The sequence below is a fragment of the Anaerotignum propionicum DSM 1682 genome (assembly GCF_001561955.1).
GTDB lineage: Bacteria > Bacillota > Clostridia > Lachnospirales > Anaerotignaceae > Chakrabartyella > Chakrabartyella propionicum.
On sequence record NZ_CP014223.1, the window covers coordinates 174,877 to 195,927 of the forward strand.

The 21,051-nt window shown below is 39.7% G+C and carries 19 protein-coding genes and 1 riboswitch; of the genes, 14 read left to right on the plus strand and 5 right to left on the minus strand.

Annotated features, from left to right (window positions below; genetic code table 11):
• Window positions 1–147: 147 nt before the first annotated feature.
• The 6 genes from CPRO_RS00780 to CPRO_RS00805 all read left to right on the plus strand — a co-directional run bounded on the left by CPRO_RS00780 (window position 148) and on the right by CPRO_RS00805 (window position 5,230).
• Window positions 148–1,104, plus strand: coding sequence for a stalk domain-containing protein (locus tag CPRO_RS00780; RefSeq protein ID WP_066046752.1), 957 nt, complete (start codon window positions 148–150; stop codon window positions 1,102–1,104).
• A gap of 833 nt (window positions 1,105–1,937) precedes the next feature.
• Window positions 1,938–2,150: a hypothetical protein gene (locus tag CPRO_RS00785; protein WP_066046754.1), complete on the plus strand. Its 213-nt coding sequence runs from the start codon at window positions 1,938–1,940 to the stop codon at window positions 2,148–2,150.
• Complete coding sequence (locus tag CPRO_RS00790) at window positions 2,147–2,704, plus strand: beta-class carbonic anhydrase (RefSeq protein ID WP_236782365.1); 558 nt, start codon at window positions 2,147–2,149, stop codon at window positions 2,702–2,704. The genes CPRO_RS00785 and CPRO_RS00790 overlap by 4 nt, the downstream gene beginning before the upstream one ends.
• The gene (locus CPRO_RS00795) at window positions 2,697–3,269 is read left to right on the plus strand and encodes an SOS response-associated peptidase family protein (protein WP_066046756.1); all 573 of its coding nucleotides are present in this window, start codon (window positions 2,697–2,699) and stop codon (window positions 3,267–3,269) included. The genes CPRO_RS00790 and CPRO_RS00795 overlap by 8 nt, the downstream gene beginning before the upstream one ends.
• 297 nt (window positions 3,270–3,566) lie before the next feature.
• Window positions 3,567–4,250 (plus strand): MBL fold metallo-hydrolase, encoded by a 684-nt coding sequence (locus CPRO_RS00800; RefSeq protein ID WP_066046758.1) that lies wholly within the window; start codon window positions 3,567–3,569, stop codon window positions 4,248–4,250.
• A 176-nt stretch (window positions 4,251–4,426) separates the two neighbouring features.
• Window positions 4,427–5,230 carry an N-acetylmuramoyl-L-alanine amidase family protein gene (locus CPRO_RS00805; RefSeq protein WP_066046760.1) on the plus strand — a complete coding sequence of 268 codons (804 nt, stop codon included), beginning with the start codon at window positions 4,427–4,429 and terminating at the stop codon, window positions 5,228–5,230.
• Between the two features lie 93 nt (window positions 5,231–5,323).
• On the opposite strand, the gene CPRO_RS00810 is transcribed toward CPRO_RS00805, so the two are convergent.
• Entirely contained in the window at window positions 5,324–6,487 is a 1,164-nt protein-coding gene (locus tag CPRO_RS00810; protein WP_066046762.1) for an AI-2E family transporter, read from the minus strand.
• A gap of 389 nt (window positions 6,488–6,876) precedes the next feature.
• On the opposite strand from CPRO_RS00810, the gene CPRO_RS00815 reads away from it, so the two are divergent.
• From CPRO_RS00815 to gltX, 4 genes are all read left to right on the plus strand, one after another.
• On the plus strand, window positions 6,877–8,595 hold the full coding sequence (locus CPRO_RS00815) for a LytS/YhcK type 5TM receptor domain-containing protein (RefSeq protein ID WP_066046764.1): 1,719 nt from the start codon (window positions 6,877–6,879) through the stop codon (window positions 8,593–8,595).
• Window positions 8,573–9,313 carry a LytR/AlgR family response regulator transcription factor gene (locus tag CPRO_RS00820; protein WP_066046766.1) on the plus strand — a complete coding sequence of 247 codons (741 nt, stop codon included), beginning with the start codon at window positions 8,573–8,575 and terminating at the stop codon, window positions 9,311–9,313. Before CPRO_RS00815 ends, CPRO_RS00820 begins: the two co-directional genes overlap by 23 nt.
• A gap of 771 nt (window positions 9,314–10,084) precedes the next feature.
• Entirely contained in the window at window positions 10,085–11,518 is a 1,434-nt protein-coding gene (locus CPRO_RS00825; protein WP_066046768.1) for a carbon starvation CstA family protein, read from the plus strand.
• A 331-nt stretch (window positions 11,519–11,849) separates the two neighbouring features.
• Window positions 11,850–13,295 (plus strand): glutamate--tRNA ligase, encoded by a 1,446-nt coding sequence (gene gltX, locus CPRO_RS00830; protein WP_066046770.1) that lies wholly within the window; start codon window positions 11,850–11,852, stop codon window positions 13,293–13,295.
• Between the two features lie 313 nt (window positions 13,296–13,608).
• Here gltX and CPRO_RS00835 read toward each other — a convergent pair whose 3' ends face one another.
• Window positions 13,609–14,811 carry a class I SAM-dependent rRNA methyltransferase gene (locus tag CPRO_RS00835; protein ID WP_066046772.1) on the minus strand — a complete coding sequence of 401 codons (1,203 nt, stop codon included), beginning with the start codon at window positions 14,809–14,811 and terminating at the stop codon, window positions 13,609–13,611.
• Window positions 14,812–14,890: 79 nt separating this feature from the next.
• Window positions 14,891–15,610 (minus strand): purine-nucleoside phosphorylase, encoded by a 720-nt coding sequence (gene deoD / locus CPRO_RS00840; RefSeq protein WP_066046774.1) that lies wholly within the window; start codon window positions 15,608–15,610, stop codon window positions 14,891–14,893.
• A gap of 99 nt (window positions 15,611–15,709) precedes the next feature.
• Here deoD and CPRO_RS15880 point away from each other — a divergent pair, with 99 nt between their 5' ends.
• Window positions 15,710–15,841 carry a hypothetical protein gene (locus tag CPRO_RS15880; protein ID WP_257721881.1) on the plus strand — a complete coding sequence of 44 codons (132 nt, stop codon included), beginning with the start codon at window positions 15,710–15,712 and terminating at the stop codon, window positions 15,839–15,841.
• Window positions 15,836–16,004: riboswitch (Lysine riboswitch) on the plus strand. Its footprint overlaps the gene before it by 6 nt.
• 282 nt (window positions 16,005–16,286) lie before the next feature.
• Window positions 16,287–17,927, plus strand: coding sequence for a Na+/H+ antiporter NhaC family protein (locus tag CPRO_RS00845; RefSeq protein ID WP_082754171.1), 1,641 nt, complete (start codon window positions 16,287–16,289; stop codon window positions 17,925–17,927).
• 170 nt (window positions 17,928–18,097) lie between these two features.
• Here CPRO_RS00845 and CPRO_RS00850 read toward each other — a convergent pair whose 3' ends face one another.
• Window positions 18,098–18,502: a bacteriohemerythrin gene (locus CPRO_RS00850; RefSeq protein WP_066046776.1), complete on the minus strand. Its 405-nt coding sequence runs from the start codon at window positions 18,500–18,502 to the stop codon at window positions 18,098–18,100.
• A gap of 357 nt (window positions 18,503–18,859) precedes the next feature.
• On the opposite strand from CPRO_RS00850, the gene CPRO_RS00860 reads away from it, so the two are divergent.
• Complete coding sequence (locus tag CPRO_RS00860) at window positions 18,860–19,696, plus strand: deoxyribonuclease IV (protein WP_066046780.1); 837 nt, start codon at window positions 18,860–18,862, stop codon at window positions 19,694–19,696.
• Between the two features lie 248 nt (window positions 19,697–19,944).
• The gene (locus CPRO_RS00865; protein ID WP_066053565.1) at window positions 19,945–20,412 is read left to right on the plus strand and encodes a methylated-DNA--[protein]-cysteine S-methyltransferase; all 468 of its coding nucleotides are present in this window, start codon (window positions 19,945–19,947) and stop codon (window positions 20,410–20,412) included.
• Window positions 20,413–20,511: 99 nt separating this feature from the next.
• Here the strand turns inward: CPRO_RS00865 and CPRO_RS00870 are convergent, their stop codons facing one another.
• A complete protein-coding gene (locus CPRO_RS00870; RefSeq protein ID WP_066046783.1) occupies window positions 20,512–21,024 on the minus strand; it encodes a folate family ECF transporter S component in 513 nt (170 codons plus the stop codon).
• Between the last annotated feature and the right edge of the window lie 27 nt (window positions 21,025–21,051).

Consider the following 21,051-nt stretch of genomic DNA (forward strand, 5'->3'; position numbering starts at 1 on the left):
ATTTAAATTGGTTAGAATAATATAAATGAATTATTTTAAGTATTTTAGGAACTTTTGAAAACAACTTGCCGTCTGAAGATATGTACCAGACAAAATAAAAACGAAAGTCATCAATTTTTGATATTTATTTAAGGAGGAAAATGAATTATGAAAAAGAATGTAAAAAATGCATTAGCATTGAGTATGATATTAGCAGTAACAGGTGGTACAGTAGCCTTTGCAAATACGGATACAGAGAGTAAAGTAACTGCTAAAACAGAAGTAACGTCAGTGTCGGAGCCAAAGATTATTATGGCAGAGCAGAAAGAAGTGCAGGGTTTTATTGTAAATGAAGGAAAGATTATTGAAATTAGTGACGCGGGAGAAGATGGAACACAGGTTGTGACAATTTCAAATGAGCAGGGTGGATTGAGATTTAGTGTTAATGCCGGTAGTGTTATCGTTGATAGAGAAACAGGCAAAAGCATTTCGGCAAGCAATCTGACGAAAGGTATAGTAGTTTCTGTAATTTATCCGGAATTAAGCCCGATGGGTATGAGTATGCCTCCATACTTAGGCAGCGCAACAGTAATTGTAGCAAATGCTGACAAGGGTGAATATATGGTAGGACTCTTTGATGAGAACTTCATTGATTCAAATAATGAGTTGAAGTTGAATATCAGTGATGACACAGTTTTGACAAACTCAGGTGTGAGTAAAATTGGCGTAACTACGGAAATGGTAAAAGGGCAGAATGCTTTGGTTTTTTATACTGTAACCACAAAAAGTATTCCGGCGCAGACAACACCTTCTTTCGTAATGGTACTTGAAAAAGATAGTGAAGATGTTAAGGAGCCAACGGATTCAAATGTTGATGAAGAGACAGAAGAGACCGAAGAAGGAACAGTAGAGTGGATACCTTTGCGTGACACGGCAGAAGCAAAAGGCTTTACTGTAACATGGCAGGGAAGAGATAAAGCAATCTTAGTTGAAAAAGCAGATGGTTGTATCGAAATCACAATTGACGAGGCACTTTTTGCAGTGGATGGCAAAGAAAGAGAAGCGGCAAGGGCTGCAGCTTTAGTAGATGGCGTAATGTACGTATCTTCAGAGGTTTTAAGCTAATTATATAAATATCAACAGAATAAAAGGCTCTGATCATATTATGATTAGGGTCTTTTATTTGTGATTACATAGTTGAGTTAAAGATTAGTATCCAATTAGCCTTTGTATTAAACGATGATCAAAATGGTTTTTGCCGAAAGTCCACATTGGACCGATTTAGTTGAAGATTTTCCAATCTTCTTTAAATGTAAATAAAATTGGTTTAATAACAGTTTGTAACTTTTTGACTTTCTGGAACCATTAATTTTACAGCTTTTTACGAGCGACTTTGTAAGGCATTCTGCTTTTAGGCTTGCTCAAACAATGAAAGAGAGATACCCCTATATAAACCACTGTTATAAAGGGTTTTTATATGCTGAAAACTGAAGTTGTTACTGGCAAACTATAAATTTGTCCATGAAAACAAGGTATCTATAAAACTAGAACTCTTCTGACTTTCAGATTAATTTTTATAGTTCTTTTCGCTGATTCGGAGCAATGTAGTAATAAATTACAGTATAGAGTCAGACATGAAAATAATTTTTTTTTCCAGAGACTTTGCCGTTACCTCTAAAAATTATCTATATAGATTTTTTTAATAGCCACGGTAAATTTGGAGGATTTTTTTCTACATATACATGAAGGAAACTATCTTAAAAGGTTATCTCTCCATAAACAATTAGCTTTACTGAATACTAATTATTATGTTATTATAAATTCAATTTAAAATAAAACTTTCTATCAAGACCACGCAAAAAATTATTTTACTAAAAACAAAAATTTTTGGCCATAAAGAAAGAACTAGGGTTCTTTCTGCATAAAAAAGAGCTTTGAGCAGAAAAGAGGCGTAAAATATGAAGGAACATATGAAAATGATATTAGGGGTATATTTTATTATTGTTTCATTAGGGCTTTTTTTATGGATTCATTTTTTTTCCGGGGATATCTTAGTAAAGCATATAATTCCCGTTGCGCTGGGGTTGATTGTTTCATGGTTTATATTGATTTATGCCATTATGAAGCGGGATGAGAAACAGAGGAATAGAAAGGAGGAGGATAAACAATGAACGACCAAATGAGAAAAATATTAGAATATAATCGGGTGTTTGTTGAGAGCGAGTTATATTCAAAATATGCTACGTCTAAATATCCTGACCGAAAAATAGCTATTTTATCCTGCATGGATACCAGAATGACAGAGCTCTTGCCTGCTGCCTTGGGTCTAAAAAACGGCGATGTTAAAATGATTAAAAATGCCGGTGCGCAAATCAGTCATCCTTACGGAAGTGTAATTTTCAGCTTGCTTGTTGCCATATATGAATTGGGGGTTGACACAGTTTTGGTGATTGGCCATGATGATTGCGGCGGTCGCATTTTAGATGGTGCAAAGATTGTTGAGAAAATGAAGGCAAAGGGAATTACCCAAGAGTCGCTGGATGAGGCGGAGAGAAATCATCGCAACCCCGCTGAATGGCTGACTGGTTTTGGGGATGTTTGTCATGCGGTGGAAAAAACGGTAGAAATTATCAAGACCCATCCTTTGATTCATGAAGGCGTAGAAGTTTACGGCTTTGTGATGAATCCTGGAACGGGTGAAATGCGACAGGTGGAGCATGTGTAGGCTGTTTTTATGGAATCAAGAAGACGGCAGTAAGATAGTGCAAAAAATTATGGGGGAGATCCGGAGAAAATCGCCGGAGAAAATAATCCCCCAGATTGCTCGTCCCACCGATGAAATTCCTTATCTTCAGGCCTCAGAGTTTGGCAAAACCACAGCTTCCTTAGGTCATTGGGGGTTTCAGACTAATCAAGGCAAGCTGATCTATAATGCAAGGCAGGAAACGGTTTTGTCAAAGGGGCTTTTTCAGTCCTGTTTTGGAAGAAATAGGTGTATCGTGCCTGCTCATAGCTTTTTTGAATGGGATCATGAGCATCATTGTTTTAGTTTTTCCCAGGCTGGCAAAGGCCTGCTTTATTTTGCCGCCTTATTTCGTAAACAGGGGGGGAGAACAGAAGTCGTGGTATTAACCACCCATAGCAGGGGAGAAATTGCAGAGGTGCACCATCGTATGCCCTTGATATTGAAGGAAGATGAGCTAAGAAACTGGCTTTATGATACCTCTGTCTCCGAACAATTACTGTCACATGGGGAGTTTTCCTTGAAAAAAGGAATGGTGGAAGATTAGGGTCAAAAGAGTCTTCTACTAGAAATTTACAATTTTTATCGGTTCATTTTTATTGCTAAATATCTCTAAATAACCGCATTTTCGTCAAAAGACTTGAGAAATTCTTAAGTCTTTTTTATAAGGGTAGAAATTAAAGAAAAATGTGGTACAATTATATGGTAAAATCAGTAATTCTGATTAATTGATTGTGTAACGGTTAAGTCAGTCTTCTCGGAAATTTTAGAATCAGAAAGTTCATAGATATTTACGGATGAATCCAAGTTATTTCTCACTTTATTCGTATAATCAGGAGGTCTTATGAAAGTAACTTATTTTAATCATAGCGGTTTTTTAGTGGAAACGGAAAACAAAGTATTGGTATTTGACTATTATTCTCAGGGGAAGCTTTTTGATTTTTTTGACCCCAAATCCTATAAGGGCAAGGACATTATTTTCTTTGTATCCCACAATCATAGTGACCATTTTGACACAAGGATACTTGATTGGACGGATGAGGCATCCTATGTCATCTCTCATGATGTAACACTGGACACTGCCTTTTGTGGGGAGGTTTTGTATGTGAAGCCCCACGAAACCTATCAATTCCATGGGCTTACCATTGAAACCTTATTATCCAATGATGAGGGTGTGGCCTTTGCTGTGCTGGAGGATGGAAAAGCAATTTACCACGGAGGAGATTTGAACTGGTGGCATTGGAATGGCGAGAGCCAGGAATTTAATAATGAAATTGCTAAAAGCTATCAAGATGAAATCTTACGAATAAAAGGTAGAAAATTTCAGGTGGCATTTATTCCTGCGGATTTGCGACTACAGGATAAGTACTATTGGGCAACGGATTACTTTATGCAGGAGGTTGATGCAGACGCTGTATTTCCTATGCATTTTTGGGGAAAGTTTGAGGTTTGCCGAATGCTAAAAGAAAAACCTTATGGGGATAAAATAATACAAATCTCTAAAGAAAATGAGACATTTACAATTTAAACATTAGGTCTAACTTCAAAGATCTTTAGCGTTTTCCTTGATATGAATATTTAAAATAAAAGGCATTGAAAAAGCCACTATAAGGAGAGCATAGGGTTGTTCTATAAAAAGTCTGACCAAGAATTGCAGGGATAGGGACAGTGTTGAAGTATCCCTTGAAATTAGGAGGACAGAGTATGAAAGGAAAAAATTGGCGGGAATATGAGCCGCAGAGAATAAAGAAAAAGCGGCGCAGACGCCGAAAAGGCGGATTGCCCATAAAGCTAATCTTACTTATCTTCCTTTTTGCAGTGGGATATGCCGGATTCGAGATTTATTTTCACTTTAGCAAGCCTTATATTATTGGCCTTGATGCCGGTCATGGTGGTGTTGATACCGGAGCGGTGGGTATCATCGAAGAGGTTGCGCTGACAGAGAAAACCACTGCCAAGCTGGCAGAACTATTGGAGGCAGATGGGCGTTTCCGCGTGGTTCTTTCTCGAAAAGACGGCGAGGATAAAACTGTTACTGATAGAAACAAGCTTTTTCAAAGGGCAAAGCCGGATTTGGTTCTTTCTATTCATGCCAATTCAGGGGAAGATGCATCAGCCTATGGATTTGAATGTTATCCATCGCCTCCGGGAAAAAAGAACTATGAGAGAAGTCTGGCATTTGCCCAATACATAGCAATGGAAATGAAAGTGGCAGGGGCAAGGCTTAGAGGGCCGGATGGCGTTCGGTTTGGATATTATGTACCTGACGAGACAGGAAATACTTCCAAGCTGCTGATTGATTCTACTGATACGCAGGTTTATGACTATGATACCTTTGGAATGCTAAAAAATATGACTTGTCCCGCAGTTTTGGTGGAGCAATGCTTTGTTACCAATGAGCAGGATGTAAAGGATTTTGGTACAGAAGAAGGTTGTGCAAAGGCTGCACAAGCCTATTATCAGGGAATCTGTCAATACTTGAGTACGTTGGAAAAAGGGAAATCATAAAAGGAGTGCCGATTTATCGGCACTCCTTTTATGTCCTTTAAGAAAATGGCTTTAACCGTCCGTGTTCAGATGCGCTTGAGATCCATTAGCTCCTTATTCCACCTTCAATTTTTTTTCTTTTAGGCGATGATTGGTTGTTTCTCGAAGGAGTGTATAAAGAACGGAAACAATTGGTATAAATATAAGCATACCAATGATTCCGAATAAGCTTCCGCCGATGGTTACTGCCGCAAGAACCCATATAGAGGGCAAACCGACAGAGCCTCCTACAACATTGGGATAAATCAGGTTGCCTTCAACCTGTTGCAGAATAAAAAACAGGATAACAAAGATAAGCGCTTGAGCAGGACTCACTGTTAAAATCAGAAATGTACCCAATAATAGCCCGATAAAAGCCCCGAAAATAGGGATTAAGGCTGTAAAAGCAATAAATACGCCGATCAATAATGCATAAGGCAGACGCATTATAGACATTGCCACGAAGAACATAGAGCCTAAAATAACCGCCTCAAGGCACTGACCGGCAAGGAAGCTTGCGAAAATTTTGTGAGTCAAAGCACAGATTTCAATTGTCTTTTGTGCATACTTCTGTGGTAAAAAGGCAAAAAGAAGCTTTCGGATTTGTCTGCCCAAAGTTTCCTTTTGCAGCAAGATATAGCAAGCGAAAACGAAACCAATGAAAAAGGAGGTAAAGGCACTTAGAATACCCTTGGCAACGACGAAGGTGGAGTCTAAGATGTTGCCAATGCCTGACTTGAAAAAGTCAGCTATGCCGGTGGCCAGTTTTTGCCAATCAATCTCAATGGTTGACAGATAAGATAAGGCTTCGGGGTTTGCGGAAAAGAAATTTTCAAGTTTTGCTTCCAGGTTGGGAATTCTTTCCGGCAAGGAGCGTGCCAAATCCGTTGCGGTGGTTGCCAGCTGGGGCAAAACCAGAGCAGTCACAATAAACAACAGTGCCAGCACAAAAATGATAGCCAGAATCAGGCTGACGGGATGAGCCATTTTCTCCAAACGTTGTTTTTTCTTTCCTTTCGCCGACAGCAAGGGTTTGGTAAACAGCATTTTTTGAATCCGATCCATGGGGACGCTCAAAATGAAAGCAATGGCGCAACCCAAGAATAAGGGCAGTAGGATATGCAGAATAAAGCTGACAGAACCTATCACGATGTCAAAGCGGTAAAGGCCAATTAGAATTAGAATGGCAAAAACAATCAGACCTCTTATTTTACGAATATTGTTTTGGTTCAGTTCCATTTAGGGAACACCTTCTTTCTGTTTTAGGGAATTGCATATCATCATTGTAAACTGTCAAGCAGGTGAAAAATTTTATGTGGGATAGCCGTAACCATGCATGTAAGGGCTGTTTAAGATACATTTTGATTTGAAATAGTATAGCATGCGCAAACAAAAATAGCAATGAATTCCATTGTGTGTGGCGACTGACAAAAAAAGTTCGAAGATAGGAGTTCCCATTTTATTAGAAGGTGTAACATATAAAAACATAAGGTGCGAAAAAAGTAGTAAGGGGGATTTTTCGGAATCCTTGTGAGATAATAAGAAAAACAAAATCCCATATGTTGACCGTTTTGGTGGGTTGTAGTATCCTAAATAATAAAGTGAATTGTAATAAATGGGGGAAGTATATGACATTGGATATTCTGAAAAATTTAATACTGAATTTGTCTATGTTGGTTATTATTGCCCAACTTTTGACAAAGACAACCTTCATCAAACAATTTATGTTTTCTTATAAAACAGATATCAAATCCAATGTTGCTTTGGCGGTAATTTTTGGATTGATTAGTGTGTTGTCTACCTACACGGGAACGGATGTAAATGGTGCCATTGTAAATACCCGCGTCATCGGAGTGATGTCTGGTGGAATTATCGGCGGTCCAATTGTTGGAATGGGAGCGGCAATCATCGGCGGATTGCATCGGTATTTTTTTGATGTGGGAGGCTTTACTTCTGTAGCATGTGCTATTTCCACTTTCACAGAGGGTGTTATTGGTGTTTTGGCATCAAAATACCTAAAGCGCAATGAATGGAAAAAAGTTGATATTTTTTTGATTTCCGCCTTAGCAGAAGTATTACAGATGATAATTATTTTACTGGTGGCAAAACCTTATCCTGCGGCAGTGGAGACGGTACAAATCATTGCTGTTCCAATGATATTATTTAATTCCTTGGGCATGGTTATTTTCATTTCTGTTTTCAATTCCATTTTCATAGAGCAGGATAATGAGTCTGCCAAAAGAATTAAACTGGCTTTCGATATTTCGGAGCAGTGCCTGCCCTTTTTGCGAAAAGGGATGTATAACAAGGAAAATATGGATAAGGTCACCAAAATGATTCTGGAAAACTCCAAGGATGGCGGTGTGGTTATAACGGATACGGAAAAAATTCTCAGCTATCAATGTGATGTTGCTGCATTGGGGGAAAGCGTGGGAGGGAGACACCTGCCACAAATTGCCCAATTGGTCATTGGCAAGGACCGAGTAATGGTTGCCGAAGGGGCAGACGAGGGAGATATTTTTTATGAGCATTTGAAGAATTTCACCATTGTGGGTGCGCCTTTGCATAGTAAAGGATATGTAGTAGGGGCAATTTTGGTTTTTACAAAGAAATTTAAAATATCAATACAAACGGACAAGGATTTCGTTGATGGTTTGGCAAAGCTTTTTTCTACCCAATTGGAATTGGCTGAGGCGCAAAAACAACGAGAGTTGTTGCAAAAGGCAGAGTTTAGAGCGTTGCAATCTCAAATTAATCCCCATTTTTTGTTTAATGCTTTAAATACCATTACTGCATTTTGTCGTGAGAAGCCGGAAAAGGCAAGGGAATTATTAATTGTCCTAAGCACTTATTTCAGAAATACTTTAAATACGAATCAATATATGATTGATATTTATGATGAATTTTCTCATGTAGACGCCTATTTGCAATTGGAAAAAGCAAGGTTTGAGGATAGATTGATACTAGACATTGATGTGCCCATGGATTTGCACTGTCGGGTGCCAAGTTTTATCTTACAGCCTATTGTGGAAAATGCTGTGAAGCATGGTGCGATGAAGAGAAGCGCTGGAAAGGTCTCCATTCAAGCACGGCAAACAGAGCAAATGGTAACAATTGCAGTTAAGGATTCCGGATATGGTATCCCCCAAGAAATTATTGATGCATTGCATAACGATACCTTGGATAGTTCAAAGGTTGGGCTTTCCAATGTGGATAAAAGACTGCGCAGCATCTATGGACAGGATTATGGCTTGGAAATTCAAGCTTCGTCAGAAGGGTCGGAAGTTACCATTAAAATCCCAATGGATAAGGGGGTGGAAGTAGATGAAAATAGCAATCGTGGATGACGAAAGGCCGTCCAGAAGTGAGCTTCGTCATTTGATTTTAGACTGTCTGGGAGAAGGAGAAATTATGGAGGCCAGCTCCGGCGCTGAGGCTATGGAGTTATTTTTGAAAGAAGATTTCGACTTGATTTTTATGGACATTAATTTGGGTGATATGGATGGTACCACTTTGGCTGCCATGGCGAAAAAAGCCCAGCCTCAGGTTGAAATTGTGTTTGCCACTGCATATAACAGTTATGCGGAGAAGGCCTTTGATATTGATGCATTGAACTATATTCTCAAGCCCTTTGATCCCAAGAGAATTGAGCAAACGATACAACGTTTTTTAAAAAAGCGAGGGCAAGAAAGCAGTGGAAAGGCACTTGCTAGGGAGGACGAAAAAAAACCTATTTCGAAGGTTTCCATCAACAGCGATAAAAAAATGATTTTATTGGATATCTCAGATATTGTCTATATCGAAACGGGTAAGCGGGCATGTATAGTTCACGCAAAAGGGAAGTCTTATACAGCATCTTGCTCCATGAATTCCTTTGAGGAACGGCTGAAGGAGAGCGGTTTTTTCCGTATTCATAAAAGCTATTTGATTAATTTGGAGTATGTTATTGAAATTTATCCATGGTTTAATAATACCACTTGTGTGAAAATGCAGGGTTATGAAAAGGAAATTTTAACGGTAGGTAGAAACCAGATAAAGGAGTTGAAACAACTTTTTAGTATGTAACTGTGGAAAAGGCCGGAGCAGAACTTTAGGGGCTCGCTGTAATTTAACCTTTATTTTGAAATCATAAAAAGACATATATGGCATAGAAAAAAGAGCTTTCATTTAAAAAAGAAAGAAAGCTCTTTTTTTACTGGCGTGAAAAAGGTAAAATTGAATGCTGTGGCTTTCCATTGTTTGAGAAGAAATAAACAAAATAAGCGGGACTGATTGAAACAAACAGGATAGTTTTCTATTATTTCACCCACGGAAAAGGTGTAAGAAATTTTGAAAATACTGTATTTTTTATACTAGATTTTAAATAAACGTTAAAATTACATTAAAATGAAATGCATTTTGCACAGCAAATTCTGCTTTTTATGCTTGAATATTAACCAGTGACAACAAAAAGCAGTACAAAAGCGTGAAAATGAGATATTCTTTCCTTAGAATCATATTTCACAAGAAATGTGTGACAGGCTATAGACAAAGTTAAGATATTGCGGTGGTGTTGGGATTTGTAAGTATTCTCAATAGATAAACTTTTTGAATTATTCAAATAATAAATTTTTATTGCTTGATTTTGATAATAAATCTTGAACGGAACAATAAAGATTTTAGCCGCTGTTTTTTGGATGGTATTTCAGAAATCAACTTTATCAAGCTTAGGAACAGATTTTTTATGGGATATGCCATTTGTGCTGTCTGCGGAAAACGGATGGCATAAGTACTGCTCCCTATGGGCGGTAGAACTTATAAATTACATATTTCTAAAAATGAAAGGAAGGGATAGTTATGATTAGTTTCTTCGTATGTCTTGCAATTCTTATCGTAGGTTATGTAGTATATGGTGCTTTCATTGAAAGAACCTTCAAGCCTGACGACAGAGAAACACCTGCTGTAGCTATGGCAGATGGAACAGACTACGTGGTAATGGGCAATGGTAAGATTTTTTTAATTCAGCTGTTAAATATTGCGGGGTTAGGCCCTATTTATGGTGCAATTGCAGGTGCTTTGTGGGGTCCATCAGTATTTTTATGGATCACCTTCGGTACTATTTTTGCAGGCGGTGTGCATGATTATCTTTCAGGTATGATTTCCATGCGTCATAAAGGTACTAGCATTTCTGAAATTGTTGGCATTTATCTTGGACCTTTTATGAAAACCGTAATGCGTATTTTCTCTGTTGTATTGCTGGTGTTGGTTGGTACTGTTTTTGCAACAGGCCCCTCTGCTCTTTTGGCAATGCTGACTCCGGAAACATTTGATGCAAAATTCTGGTTGATTGTAGTAATTGCGTATTATTTCTTGGCTACTTTAGTACCTATTGATAAATTGATTGGTAAAATATATCCTATCTTTGGTATTTGTTTGATTGTTATGGCTCTTGGCGTAGCCAGTGGAATTGTAATGCAAGGCTATACCATCCCTGAAATTACATTTAGCAACCTTCATCCAAAGGGACAGGCAATTTGGCCCTTCATGTTTATTACCGTTGCTTGTGGTGCTATTTCTGGTTTCCATGCAACCCAGTCCCCTCTGATGGCACGTTGCATGAAGAGCGAAAAAGACGGCAGAAAAATTTTCTACGGCGCGATGGTTTGTGAAGGTGTCATTGCCCTGATTTGGGCAGCAGCAGGCGTTGCATTTTACCAAAGTACAGGCGGCTTGGCAGAGGCAATTACAAGACTTGGCGGACAGGGTGGTGTTGTTTATGAAATTTGTAATACCCTTCTTGGTCCCATTGGGGCAGTGATTGCAATGGTTGGCGTTATTGCTTGTCCTATTTCTTCCGGCGATACCGCTTTTAGAAGTGCTCGATTGGTTATTGCTGACTGGTTTAAAATTGACCAGAAAAAAATCAAACCCAGACTTGGGGTTACCATTCCATTGTTAGTAATTGGTGCATTGCTTTCTCAGGTGGACATCACAATTATCTGGAGATATTTCTCTTGGAGTAACCAAACTTTGGCTATGATTGCTCTTTGGGCAGCAGCGGCATATTTACGTAAGAATAAAATTTTGCCTTGGGTTGCAGTCATTCCCGCAACATTTATGTCAGCGGTAAGCTGTACCTATATTTTAATGGCACCGGAAGGATTTAAACTAAGCGCAGCTATCTCCTATCCTGCTGGTATTATTTTTGCAGCTCTTTGCTTCATTCTGTTTATGGTAAAAATCATGAATAAAAATTATACAGCAGAGCAAGATACTACTGCAAGCATTTGATTTACTTTAACGAAAGAGCCCTTAATAGGCTGCAATACATCCTAGGGGCATGAAACCATTTTACGAAGAATATACAAAGGATAAAAAGGCTCCATTGCGTGCAAAAGTTTTGCATTGTAATGGGGCTTTTCAATTATTTGGATAACAACTGGATAACATGCGGATATGATTTAAAGAACGACGGACGGAAACCAAAAAACGAACGTTAGAAAATTTCAAAGAATGGCACCAAACCCTCTGGAAAAAGGGCTTTACAGCGGACAGGTTTGCGTATAAACTAGAATGAGTTATAAAAGCTTGCAGGATTAATATGTGAAAGGAAGTATTAAAAATGGAAATCAGAACAAGGTTTGCGCCCAGTCCTACGGGATATATGCATATTGGCAATTTGCGTACGGCGTTATATGAATATTTGATTGCAAAGTCTCAAGGAGGAAAATTCATTCTGCGTATTGAAGATACAGACCAGGGACGTTTGGTGGAAGGCGCCACAGATATTATATATAATACATTGAAAATGACAGGTTTACATCATGATGAAGGTCCTGATGTTGGCGGTGCATTTGGTCCTTATATACAGAGTGAACGTATGGGCATGTATATGGATTATGCCAAGGAATTGGTGGAAAAGGGAGAGGCATATTATTGCTTCTGTACCAAGGAGCGTTTGGAGGCTTTGAAGGAAAACAATGGGGAAGGTGCGGCGTTTGCCAAGTATGACCGTCATTGTTTCCATTTGACCAAGGAAGAAGTGCAGGGGAAGCTGGATGCAGGCGAACCCTTTGTCATCCGTCAAAAAATGCCTGAAGAGGGGACAACTACCTTTCATGACATGGTATATGGCGAAATCACTGTGGAAAATAAAGAGTTGGACGACCAAATTCTGATGAAAGCAGATGGATTCCCTACCTATAACTTTGCAAACGTGGTGGATGACCATTTGATGAAAATTACCCATGTGGTAAGAGGCAGTGAGTATTTATCTTCCACACCGAAGTACAATCTGCTGTATCAAGCCTTTGGCTGGGATGCACCGGTTTATGTGCATTTGCCTGCTGTTATGAGGGATGCACACCATAAGCTTTCTAAGCGTCATGGGGATAAATCCTTTGAGGACCTGGTGAGAGAGGGGTACTTGGTTGAGGCAATCGTAAATTACATTGCTTTGTTAGGCTGGAGCCCTTCTGATAATACTGAAATTTTCACATTGCAGGAGCTTGAGGAAAAATTTGATATTGCAGGCTTAAGCAAATCCCCCGCAATTTTTGATATCAAAAAGTTGACATGGATGAACAGCGAATATATGAAGGCTATGGAGTTTGAAAAATTCTATGCCCTGGCCGAGCCAAAGCTTAGGGAAGCTTTGGGGGAAACGCAGTTGGATGGCAAGAAAATAGCCGTACTTTTGCAAAAACGTTTGGAAACCTTGAACGATATTCCTGCTTTGGTGGCCTTTTTTAAGGAATTGCCTACCTATGGAACGGAGCTGTATACCCATAAGAAAATGAAAACCGATGATGCCATTGCGCTAACCAGCTTGCAGGCTGCTATTCCTGTTTTGAAGGAGTTGACGGAGTGGAGTGAAACAACAATCCATGACAGATTGATTGCATTGGTTGGTGAGATGGGAATTAAAAATGGTCAGTTACTGTGGCCTGTAAGAACGGCTTTATCAGGTGAGCCTACTTCCCCCGGCGGTGCTATCGAATTGGCTGATATTTTGGGTAAGGAAGAAACCCTTCGCCGTTTGGAAAAGGGCATTGCTCTTTTAAGCTGAATAATTGGATAAATGAAGAGCCTATGTTGCAGGAAGAATTCCTGCAATATAGGTCTTTTTTGATGTCATGATTGTAGCCTAAAGTTCTAACTTGTTCCGTTAAGATTCTATTCGGCAATTCTTAAAGGAAATGACGGTTTTTGTCCATTGTTTCTTCAAAAAGATTTGGTATCCTATGTATATGAAATCGCCAACAAGCCTTACCGGCTTTTCAAATATAGACATAGATATACCTCCCCTCAAAAAAAAGAACAGGCAATGATTACAGCGGTATGGGCTATAATCATTGCCTGTTCTCGTGTTTCGAGAAAAATCAGGGGTTTTGGCACACCTGGAAGATATAAAACTTTAGGTAATAGGACTCATCGGCAGCCCAAAGGATGGGATGGTCGGGAGATTGGGTACGATACTCCACTTGTCGCAAGCGTTTATGCACATTTTTTGCGGCTTGTCCTATGGTTTGTGTGAATAATTCGGGGGTCATGAAATGTGAGCAGGAGCAGGTGGCTAAAAATCCGCCGTCTTTTACCAATTTCATTGCCCGTAAATTAATCTCACGGTAGCCCTTGATTGCATTTTTGATGGAGTTTCTGGATTTTGTAAAAGCGGGAGGGTCAAGAATAATGACGTCAAATTTCTGACCTTCTTTTTCTAAACGAGGAAGCAGTTCAAAAACATCTTCGCATTGAAAATGAACCACGTTTTCCAAGCCGTTCAACTTGGCGTTTTCTGTAGCTTGGTCTACGGCAAGCTGAGAGGCATCAATGCCCAAAACCCTTTTTGCTCCTGCAATGCCTGCGTTTAGGGCAAAGGAACCTGTATGGGTGAAGCAGTCTAAAACGTCGGCGCCTTGGCAAAGCTTGTGAATGGCGGCACGATTATATTTTTGGTCGAGAAAAAAGCCTGTTTTTTGTCCATCTTCTACATCAACCATGTATTTTACACCGTTCTCAATGATTTCTACTTTTGTATCAAAGGGCTGGCTTAGGAAACCTTTTACCCGTTCCATGCCTTCCTGTTGACGAACCTTTGCATCGCTTCTTTCGAAAATACCACGAATGGATACGCCGTCCTTTTCTAATGTTTCAACCAAAAAGTTCAGAATATCAGTCTTCATTTTGTCGATGCCTAAGGCCAGAGATTGTACCACCAACACATCAGAGAATTTATCAACAATTAGACCTGGTAAAAAATCTGCCTCGCCGAAAATAAGACGACAGGAGGAGGTGTCTACGGTTTTTTTGCGGTAAGCCCAAGCGGCTTCCACACGGCGACGAAGAAAATCCTCATCAATTACGGTATTTTTATCTCGTGTCATCATCCGAATTGTTATCTTAGAGTGATTGTTGTAAAAGCCTGTGCCCAAAGGGTAGCCGTCAAAATCCAAGATGGATACCAACTGACCGTTGACAATACCCTCATCGGTTTGCGCAATTTCGTTATCATAAATCCAAAGCCCGCCTGCCTTTAACATGCGGCCTTCACCCTTTTTAAGGGTGACAATGGGTAATTCCATATAAAATCCTCCTGTAGTGTGGGGTAAAAAGAATAAGCAGGGGTACCGAAAGCTTCGATACCCCCAAGTAATATTACGATTATTTTTTGTCCATTTTAATTGCTGCTTCTAAAGCAATCTCCATCATCTGGGTGAAGGTGTTCTGTCTCTCCTCAGCGGTGGTTTCTTCCCCTGTAAGGGGCTTATCCGAAATGGTTAAAAGGGCCAATGCTCTTTTGCCCAATCTAGCTGCGTTCATATATAAAGCTGCAGCCTCCATTTCTACGCAAAGAATACCCATTTTTGTCCAATTTTCCATGTTGTTTGGACGGTCATCATAGAAAGTATCGGAGGACAAAATATTGCCTACTTTCAGGTCTTGACCCAATTCCTTAGCGGAATCCACTGCTGCTGTCAACAGCTCATAGTCTGCCAGATTACAGAGGGTTCCTGCAATTTCATACTGTGCACCAAAATTAGAGGTGGTGCTTGCGCCCATGCCGGCTACAATATCTCGCAGTTGAAGTTTATCATTGAAAGCCCCTGCAGAGCCGATACGGATGATATTTTCCACGTCATAGAAGGAAAACAGCTCATAGCTGTAAATTCCCATGGAGGGCATACCCATGCCGCTGGCCATAACGGAGACCTTTGTACCCTTATATGTTCCTGTGTAGCCTTGAATACCTCTAACATTATTGACTAAAACGGCGTCCTGCAAAAATGTTTCGGCGATAAATTTTGCGCGTAAGGGATCACCGGGCATCAAAACGGTTTTTGCAAACTCCCCTTTTTCTGCTGAAATATGTGGTGTTGCCATAAGAAATTACCTCCTTTGTTCTCTATAGAATACAGTTTTGCTTTTTATCCTATTTCTATACCATACTATACCATTTTTTCGGTTTTAAGGGAATAGTCCATGAGAAAAAGACATTTTATATACGAAAAAACTTCCAGAAGGGGTGTTTTTCGTGGAAAAGGCTTGACTTTAGCTGGGGGGTATGGTATTTATGAAAGAAAGTCGGTTTTTGCCGACGGAACAATTATATAAGATAGAGGTGCAGTGCTCATCAGTATCCCTTCAAAAACGTTAAGGCTACAAGAAGGGAGAAAGGGATCATTGCCGAAGTCAGGTTTTCTGCCTTAGGGGAGCTTGGCTGGTGCATTGCAAAATATGTAATGTACTGTCACTTATGTGGAGCGCTATCGGAAACTCGGAATATCCCAATATAGGATCCTTCTGAAGCCATGCGCCGCATGGCTTGTTTTTTTGTTCTGAAATGCAGGATTCATATGGATTTATTACGGGATGGACATGCATCAAGGAATTTGAAATACTTTTGTTTCCAGAAAATAAAGGGGTATTTCTTTCAGAAGAAAAAACAAAGCAGGCGGAGATGGTAAGAGGGTATTGCCTGAAAAGTTCAAGTCTTAAGTAAGTTTCCATAGCGAAGGGTATAATACATTTATTTATGATTCCGGAAAGGGGAAGGGTTATGTACAACACAAAGAAAAAGCCCATGCTCAACAAGCTCATTGTTTTTATGCTTTTGATCATGGCAATGACGTTCACTGTTTTTGCCGGGGAGGCGGAGGCAGGGGAAATTAGTCATATGTATGCAACATTTTGGTCCTTAGTGCCACCATTGGTAGCTATTATTTTGGCATTGATTACAAAGGAGGTTTACTCCTCTTTGTTTGTAGGTATTGTTGTCGGCGGTCTGTTTTACAGTAACTTCAATTTGAAACAGGCGTATTTGACAATTCTTACGAATGAAACAGATGGCGGTTTGCTCTCAAAGCTTTCGGATAGCTGGAACGTGGGTATTATCATTTTCTTGGTTATCCTTGGCATTATGGTGTCCTTGATGAACAAGGCAGGAGGTTCTGCGGCATACGGTGAATGGGCACGAAATAAAATTAAAACCAGAAAGGGTGCTTTATTATCCACCTTTATGCTGGGCGTTTTAATCTTCGTTGATGATTATTTTAACTGCTTAACCGTAGGTAGTGTTATGCGTCCCGTAACAGATACGCACAAAATTTCCCGTGCAAAGCTGGCATATATTATTGATGCAACGGCAGCGCCTGTTTGTATCATTGCACCCATTTCCTCTTGGGCGGCGGCAGTTGCAGGTGTTGTGAGTGGAGTAAATGGGTTGGATTTATTTATGCGTGCAATTCCATACAATTTCTATGCATTGCTTACCATTGTGACAATGATAATATTGACTGTTTTAAACTTCGACTTTGGGCCTATGCGTCTGCATGAGCGAAATGCCCAGTTAAATGACGATATTTATACCACGCCAGAGAGACCCTATGCAGATTGTTCAGATGGAGAGGTAACGGGCAAAGGTAAAGTAATCGATTTAGTATTGCCAGTTGTTGTTTTGATCATCTCCTGCGTTGTTGGTATGATTTATACCGGCGGATTTTTTGATGGAGAAACTTTTGTAAATGCATTTGCGGGATGTGATGCCTCCGTTGGCTTGCTTTTAGGTTCTGCAGGGGCGTTGCTTATTACATTTTTAATTTATATTCCCCGTCGTGTACTTACTTTTAACGAATTTATGTCTTGCCTGCCTGATGGCTTTAAGGCCATGGTTCCTGCGATTTTAATTTTAACATTTGCATGGACATTAAGCGGCATTACGGGCTTGTTAGGTGCCAAGGAATTTGTTGCAGGAATTTTAGCAAACAACGTAGGCATGTTACAAGTTTTATTGCCTGTCATTGTATTCTTGATTGCGATTTTTTTGGCGTTTGCAACAGGTACCTCATGGGGAACCTTTGGTATTCTTTTGCCTATTGTAGTGCCTATTTTAGACCCTACAAGCGAAATATTGGTCATAACCGTAGCGGCTACCTTGGCTGGTGCTGTATGTGGCGACCATTGCTCACCAATTTCTGATACTACCATTATGGCTTCCACGGGTGCCCAGTGCGACCATATCAATCACGTTTCTACACAGCTTCCCTATGCTTTCACGGTAGCGGTTGTTTCCGCAGTGAATTATATTTTAGCTGCTATGATTCAGAATTGGATGATTAATCTTCCTATTGCCATTGTAAGTATGATTGTTACTATCTTTATCCTTAAAGGGATTTATGATGCAAAAGAGAAAAGGGCATAGTTAGCTCTATAAATAGTTAAATTTAAAAAGCAGATGGAGTATCCATCTGCTTTTTTTGAGATTAGGGGAAATAGATATTTAAGCAAAGAAGGTTATTAATAAAAGAAAAACCCGTTTGCAAGCAGTATTTTTGCCATGCAACCGGGTTTTTTAGGTTTTAATTATGTATATTACTGCTGGGTAAGGATGTGCTTTGCAACCTTTACATCTTCCCGTTTAATATGGTTAATGAGCCAGCTGCCCACCTGCATATTTACTTCCCCTACCAATTGAATGGTTGCGCCTTCCTTTTTCAGGCGAGCCGCAATACCGTCTACCACTTTAATGAAATTTTCGTGGAGTTTCTTATGATTTTCGAAGTCGGGATATTTATATTTTTGCTGCAATACCTGTTCATGGGAAAAATGGGTTCTGGTGTACTGAGCCAAAAAATCTACGGTATTTATAACCTCAGAACGTCCTTTGCCAGAGGAGCAAGCATCTAAAAGATTATTAATCGCCTGAATGAGTTGTTTGTGTTCGGTGTCAATTTGAGTGTTTCCTGTTTCCAAATCTTTTGTCCATGTAAAAGCCATTTAAAATACCTCCTCATATTTTCAGCATATTTTATTTTAAAACATTGAAAATATCTTTTGTTATATTTTAACACATTTTATTGTAAATGCAACAACATATTAAAGAAGAATCATTATTTTTTACTAGGATCTAATATGTTTTTAAAACAATTGTAAAGACAGCGGTGATTGAGCTTGCGAAAAAACAATCTTTCCAGTATGATAAGGGCAAAGATGGAAAGACTCCTATGGATAAAGGGGAAAACGTTTCCACGAATATTAAGATAACGGAATTTTTAAAAGCATCAAGGCAAAGTTGGTTTGGAGAAAGTGGAGGAAAAGGTTTAGTCTTTCCCTTTGTTTAGAGGAGGTATGTCTATGTTTTGGATAGGTTGTCATTTATCTGCGGCAAAGGGTTATCTTGCCATGGGTAAGGATGCGGAAAAAATCGGTGCCAATGTTTTTCAGTTTTTCACAAGAAACCCAAGAGGCGGCAATGTGAAGGCTTTGGACAAAAAAGATTTGGAGGCATATATTGCTTTTGCTCAAGAGAAGGGGATTGGTACGCTGTTAGCCCATGCTCCCTATACTATGAATGCCTGTTCTGCCGATGAGGGACTGAGAGAATTTGCCCGACGCATGATGGAGGAGGACTTGGAGCGGTTGGAGCTTTTGCCCAACGTGATGTATAACTTTCATCCCGGCAGTCATGTGAAGCAAGGGGCGGAAGTTGGAATTCAAGTAATTTCTAAAATGCTGAAAGAGGTTTTGCGAAATGGTGGTAAAACGCCGATTTTGTTGGAAACAATGGCGGGAAAAGGCAGTGAAGTAGGCAGTAGTTTTGAAGAAATCAATGAAATTATTCTACAAGTGGATGAACATGAGCGGGTTGGTATTTGTTTGGATACCTGCCATGTTTATGACGGGGGATATAACCTTTTGGGGGATTTAGACGGAGTTCTGGCAGAGTTTGACCGCACCATCGGTTTAAAACGGTTGAGGGCCATTCATTTGAATGACAGCAAAAACCCCATGGGGAGTCATAAAGATCGCCACGAAAAAATCGGTGAAGGGTCTTTGGGTTTAGAGGGGATAACAAGAATCATTAATCACCCCAAGCTGATGCACCTACCCTTTTATCTGGAAACGCCCAATGAGTTAGAGGGGTATGGGGCGGAAATTGCGTTGTTAAAAGCAAACAGAGTTGAAGCGTGAATCTCAAGACCTTGGGCAAGGATATTGGGCTTTGCCCAAACCCTCTGTTGCTTTTTTAAAAAAGCAAGAGCAAAAACTTTTATAGGAACCCAAATATCCTTGGTTTTCGGAGTGGGATCGAATAGTTGCTAGCAAAAATGAAGTTTTTGCAATATAAAAGTTTGGGTCAAGCTTTTCAAAGGTTTGCAGGGTTCGGGGGTAGAGCCCTGAGACACACTTTAAGACTGTTAAAGAATGGAGTGTTTGCTTTGGAGAAAATCCATTTCTATCATAGCCCTGTTGGGCTATTGGTATTGGGGGAGGAGGACGGTTTCCTTACCCGTGTATCTTTTCATAAGGGGATCAATACGCCATACATCATAGAAAGTACACCATTGCTGGAAAAAACGGAGAAGCAGCTAAAGGAATATTTTAAGGGGGAAAGAATCGCATTTGACGTGCCCTTGCGTCCCATGGGTACAGACTTTCAGAAAAAAGTGTGGAAGGCACTGCAAAGCATTCCCTATGGTTCTACAGCCTCCTATGGTGACATTGCAAGGCAGGTTGGTACAGAAAAAGCCTTTCGGGCAGTTGGCATGGCCAATAATAAGAATCCCCTAGCCATTGTCATCCCCTGTCATCGTGTCATTGGCAGTGATGGAAAATTAGTAGGCTATGGTGGTGGTTTGGAAAATAAAGTTTTCTTATTAAGTCATGAGACAAAATATAGAAAATAAATATAAAAAAGCTGTTGGCAGGGGAGAATAATTTTGCCAACAGCTTTTATTTTGATATGTTATTTGTTACAGGGTTCTTTTGTTTTTACCAATAATAGCTTACACTTTCTGCATTTTTAAAATTTGTGGTGCATAGCCTGCCAAAATACGGATAACAATAATTTGGATCACGGTCATTATGCAGGTCTGCAAAATTCTTGTGGGCATTAGTGCCCAAAATGGTGTGCCATATAGCATGGAAATCCATTGGGTATTTAAAAGCAAAGAGCCAATAATTTGAGTGGAAATGGACGCCAGTACAATTTTTTTTGTATCTACCTTTTTATGCAGAAAAGCACCAAACAATATACCGGTAAGGAATGCTGTGAGGGTAAAGCCTGGGAAAAATTGTCCGATAGGGAACAGTGTTGCCCCAAGAAAATCCGCTGCTGCCGCCACAATTCCTGCGGGGATGGGTCCTAAAAGCATACCTGCCAAGGCAATGGGTGCAAAGGCGAACCCAATTTTTAGATTCCATGCGGAGATGGATAAAAAGCGTGATAAAATAATTGTGAGTGCCATTAAAAGTGCCATAATGACAAGACGATGGGTATTAGATAGTTTTTGTTGCATGAAAAAAGACCTCCTTTTTGTTCTGCG

Bases quoted from the DNA above. Each gene is read 5' to 3' on its own strand.
- CPRO_RS00780 (WP_066046752.1), top strand. From the start codon at position 148: ATGAAAAAGAATGTAAAAAATGCATTAGCATTGAGTATGATATTAGCA.
- CPRO_RS00785 (WP_066046754.1), top strand. From the start codon at position 1,938: ATGAAGGAACATATGAAAATGATATTAGGGGTATATTTTATTATTGTT.
- CPRO_RS00790 (WP_236782365.1), top strand. From the start codon at position 2,147: ATGAACGACCAAATGAGAAAAATATTAGAATATAATCGGGTGTTTGTT.
- CPRO_RS00795 (WP_066046756.1), top strand. From the start codon at position 2,697: ATGTGTAGGCTGTTTTTATGGAATCAAGAAGACGGCAGTAAGATAGTG.
- CPRO_RS00800 (WP_066046758.1), top strand. From the start codon at position 3,567: ATGAAAGTAACTTATTTTAATCATAGCGGTTTTTTAGTGGAAACGGAA.
- CPRO_RS00805 (WP_066046760.1), top strand. From the start codon at position 4,427: ATGAAAGGAAAAAATTGGCGGGAATATGAGCCGCAGAGAATAAAGAAA.
- CPRO_RS00810 (WP_066046762.1), bottom strand. From the start codon at position 6,487: ATGGAACTGAACCAAAACAATATTCGTAAAATAAGAGGTCTGATTGTT.
- CPRO_RS00815 (WP_066046764.1), top strand. From the start codon at position 6,877: ATGACATTGGATATTCTGAAAAATTTAATACTGAATTTGTCTATGTTG.
- CPRO_RS00820 (WP_066046766.1), top strand. From the start codon at position 8,573: ATGAAAATAGCAATCGTGGATGACGAAAGGCCGTCCAGAAGTGAGCTT.
- CPRO_RS00825 (WP_066046768.1), top strand. From the start codon at position 10,085: ATGATTAGTTTCTTCGTATGTCTTGCAATTCTTATCGTAGGTTATGTA.
- gltX (WP_066046770.1), top strand. From the start codon at position 11,850: ATGGAAATCAGAACAAGGTTTGCGCCCAGTCCTACGGGATATATGCAT.
- CPRO_RS00835 (WP_066046772.1), bottom strand. From the start codon at position 14,811: ATGGAATTACCCATTGTCACCCTTAAAAAGGGTGAAGGCCGCATGTTA.
- deoD (WP_066046774.1), bottom strand. From the start codon at position 15,610: ATGGCAACACCACATATTTCAGCAGAAAAAGGGGAGTTTGCAAAAACC.
- CPRO_RS15880 (WP_257721881.1), top strand. From the start codon at position 15,710: ATGAGAAAAAGACATTTTATATACGAAAAAACTTCCAGAAGGGGTGTT.
- CPRO_RS00845 (WP_082754171.1), top strand. From the start codon at position 16,287: ATGTACAACACAAAGAAAAAGCCCATGCTCAACAAGCTCATTGTTTTT.
- CPRO_RS00850 (WP_066046776.1), bottom strand. From the start codon at position 18,502: ATGGCTTTTACATGGACAAAAGATTTGGAAACAGGAAACACTCAAATT.
- CPRO_RS00860 (WP_066046780.1), top strand. From the start codon at position 18,860: ATGTTTTGGATAGGTTGTCATTTATCTGCGGCAAAGGGTTATCTTGCC.
- CPRO_RS00870 (WP_066046783.1), bottom strand. From the start codon at position 21,024: ATGCAACAAAAACTATCTAATACCCATCGTCTTGTCATTATGGCACTT.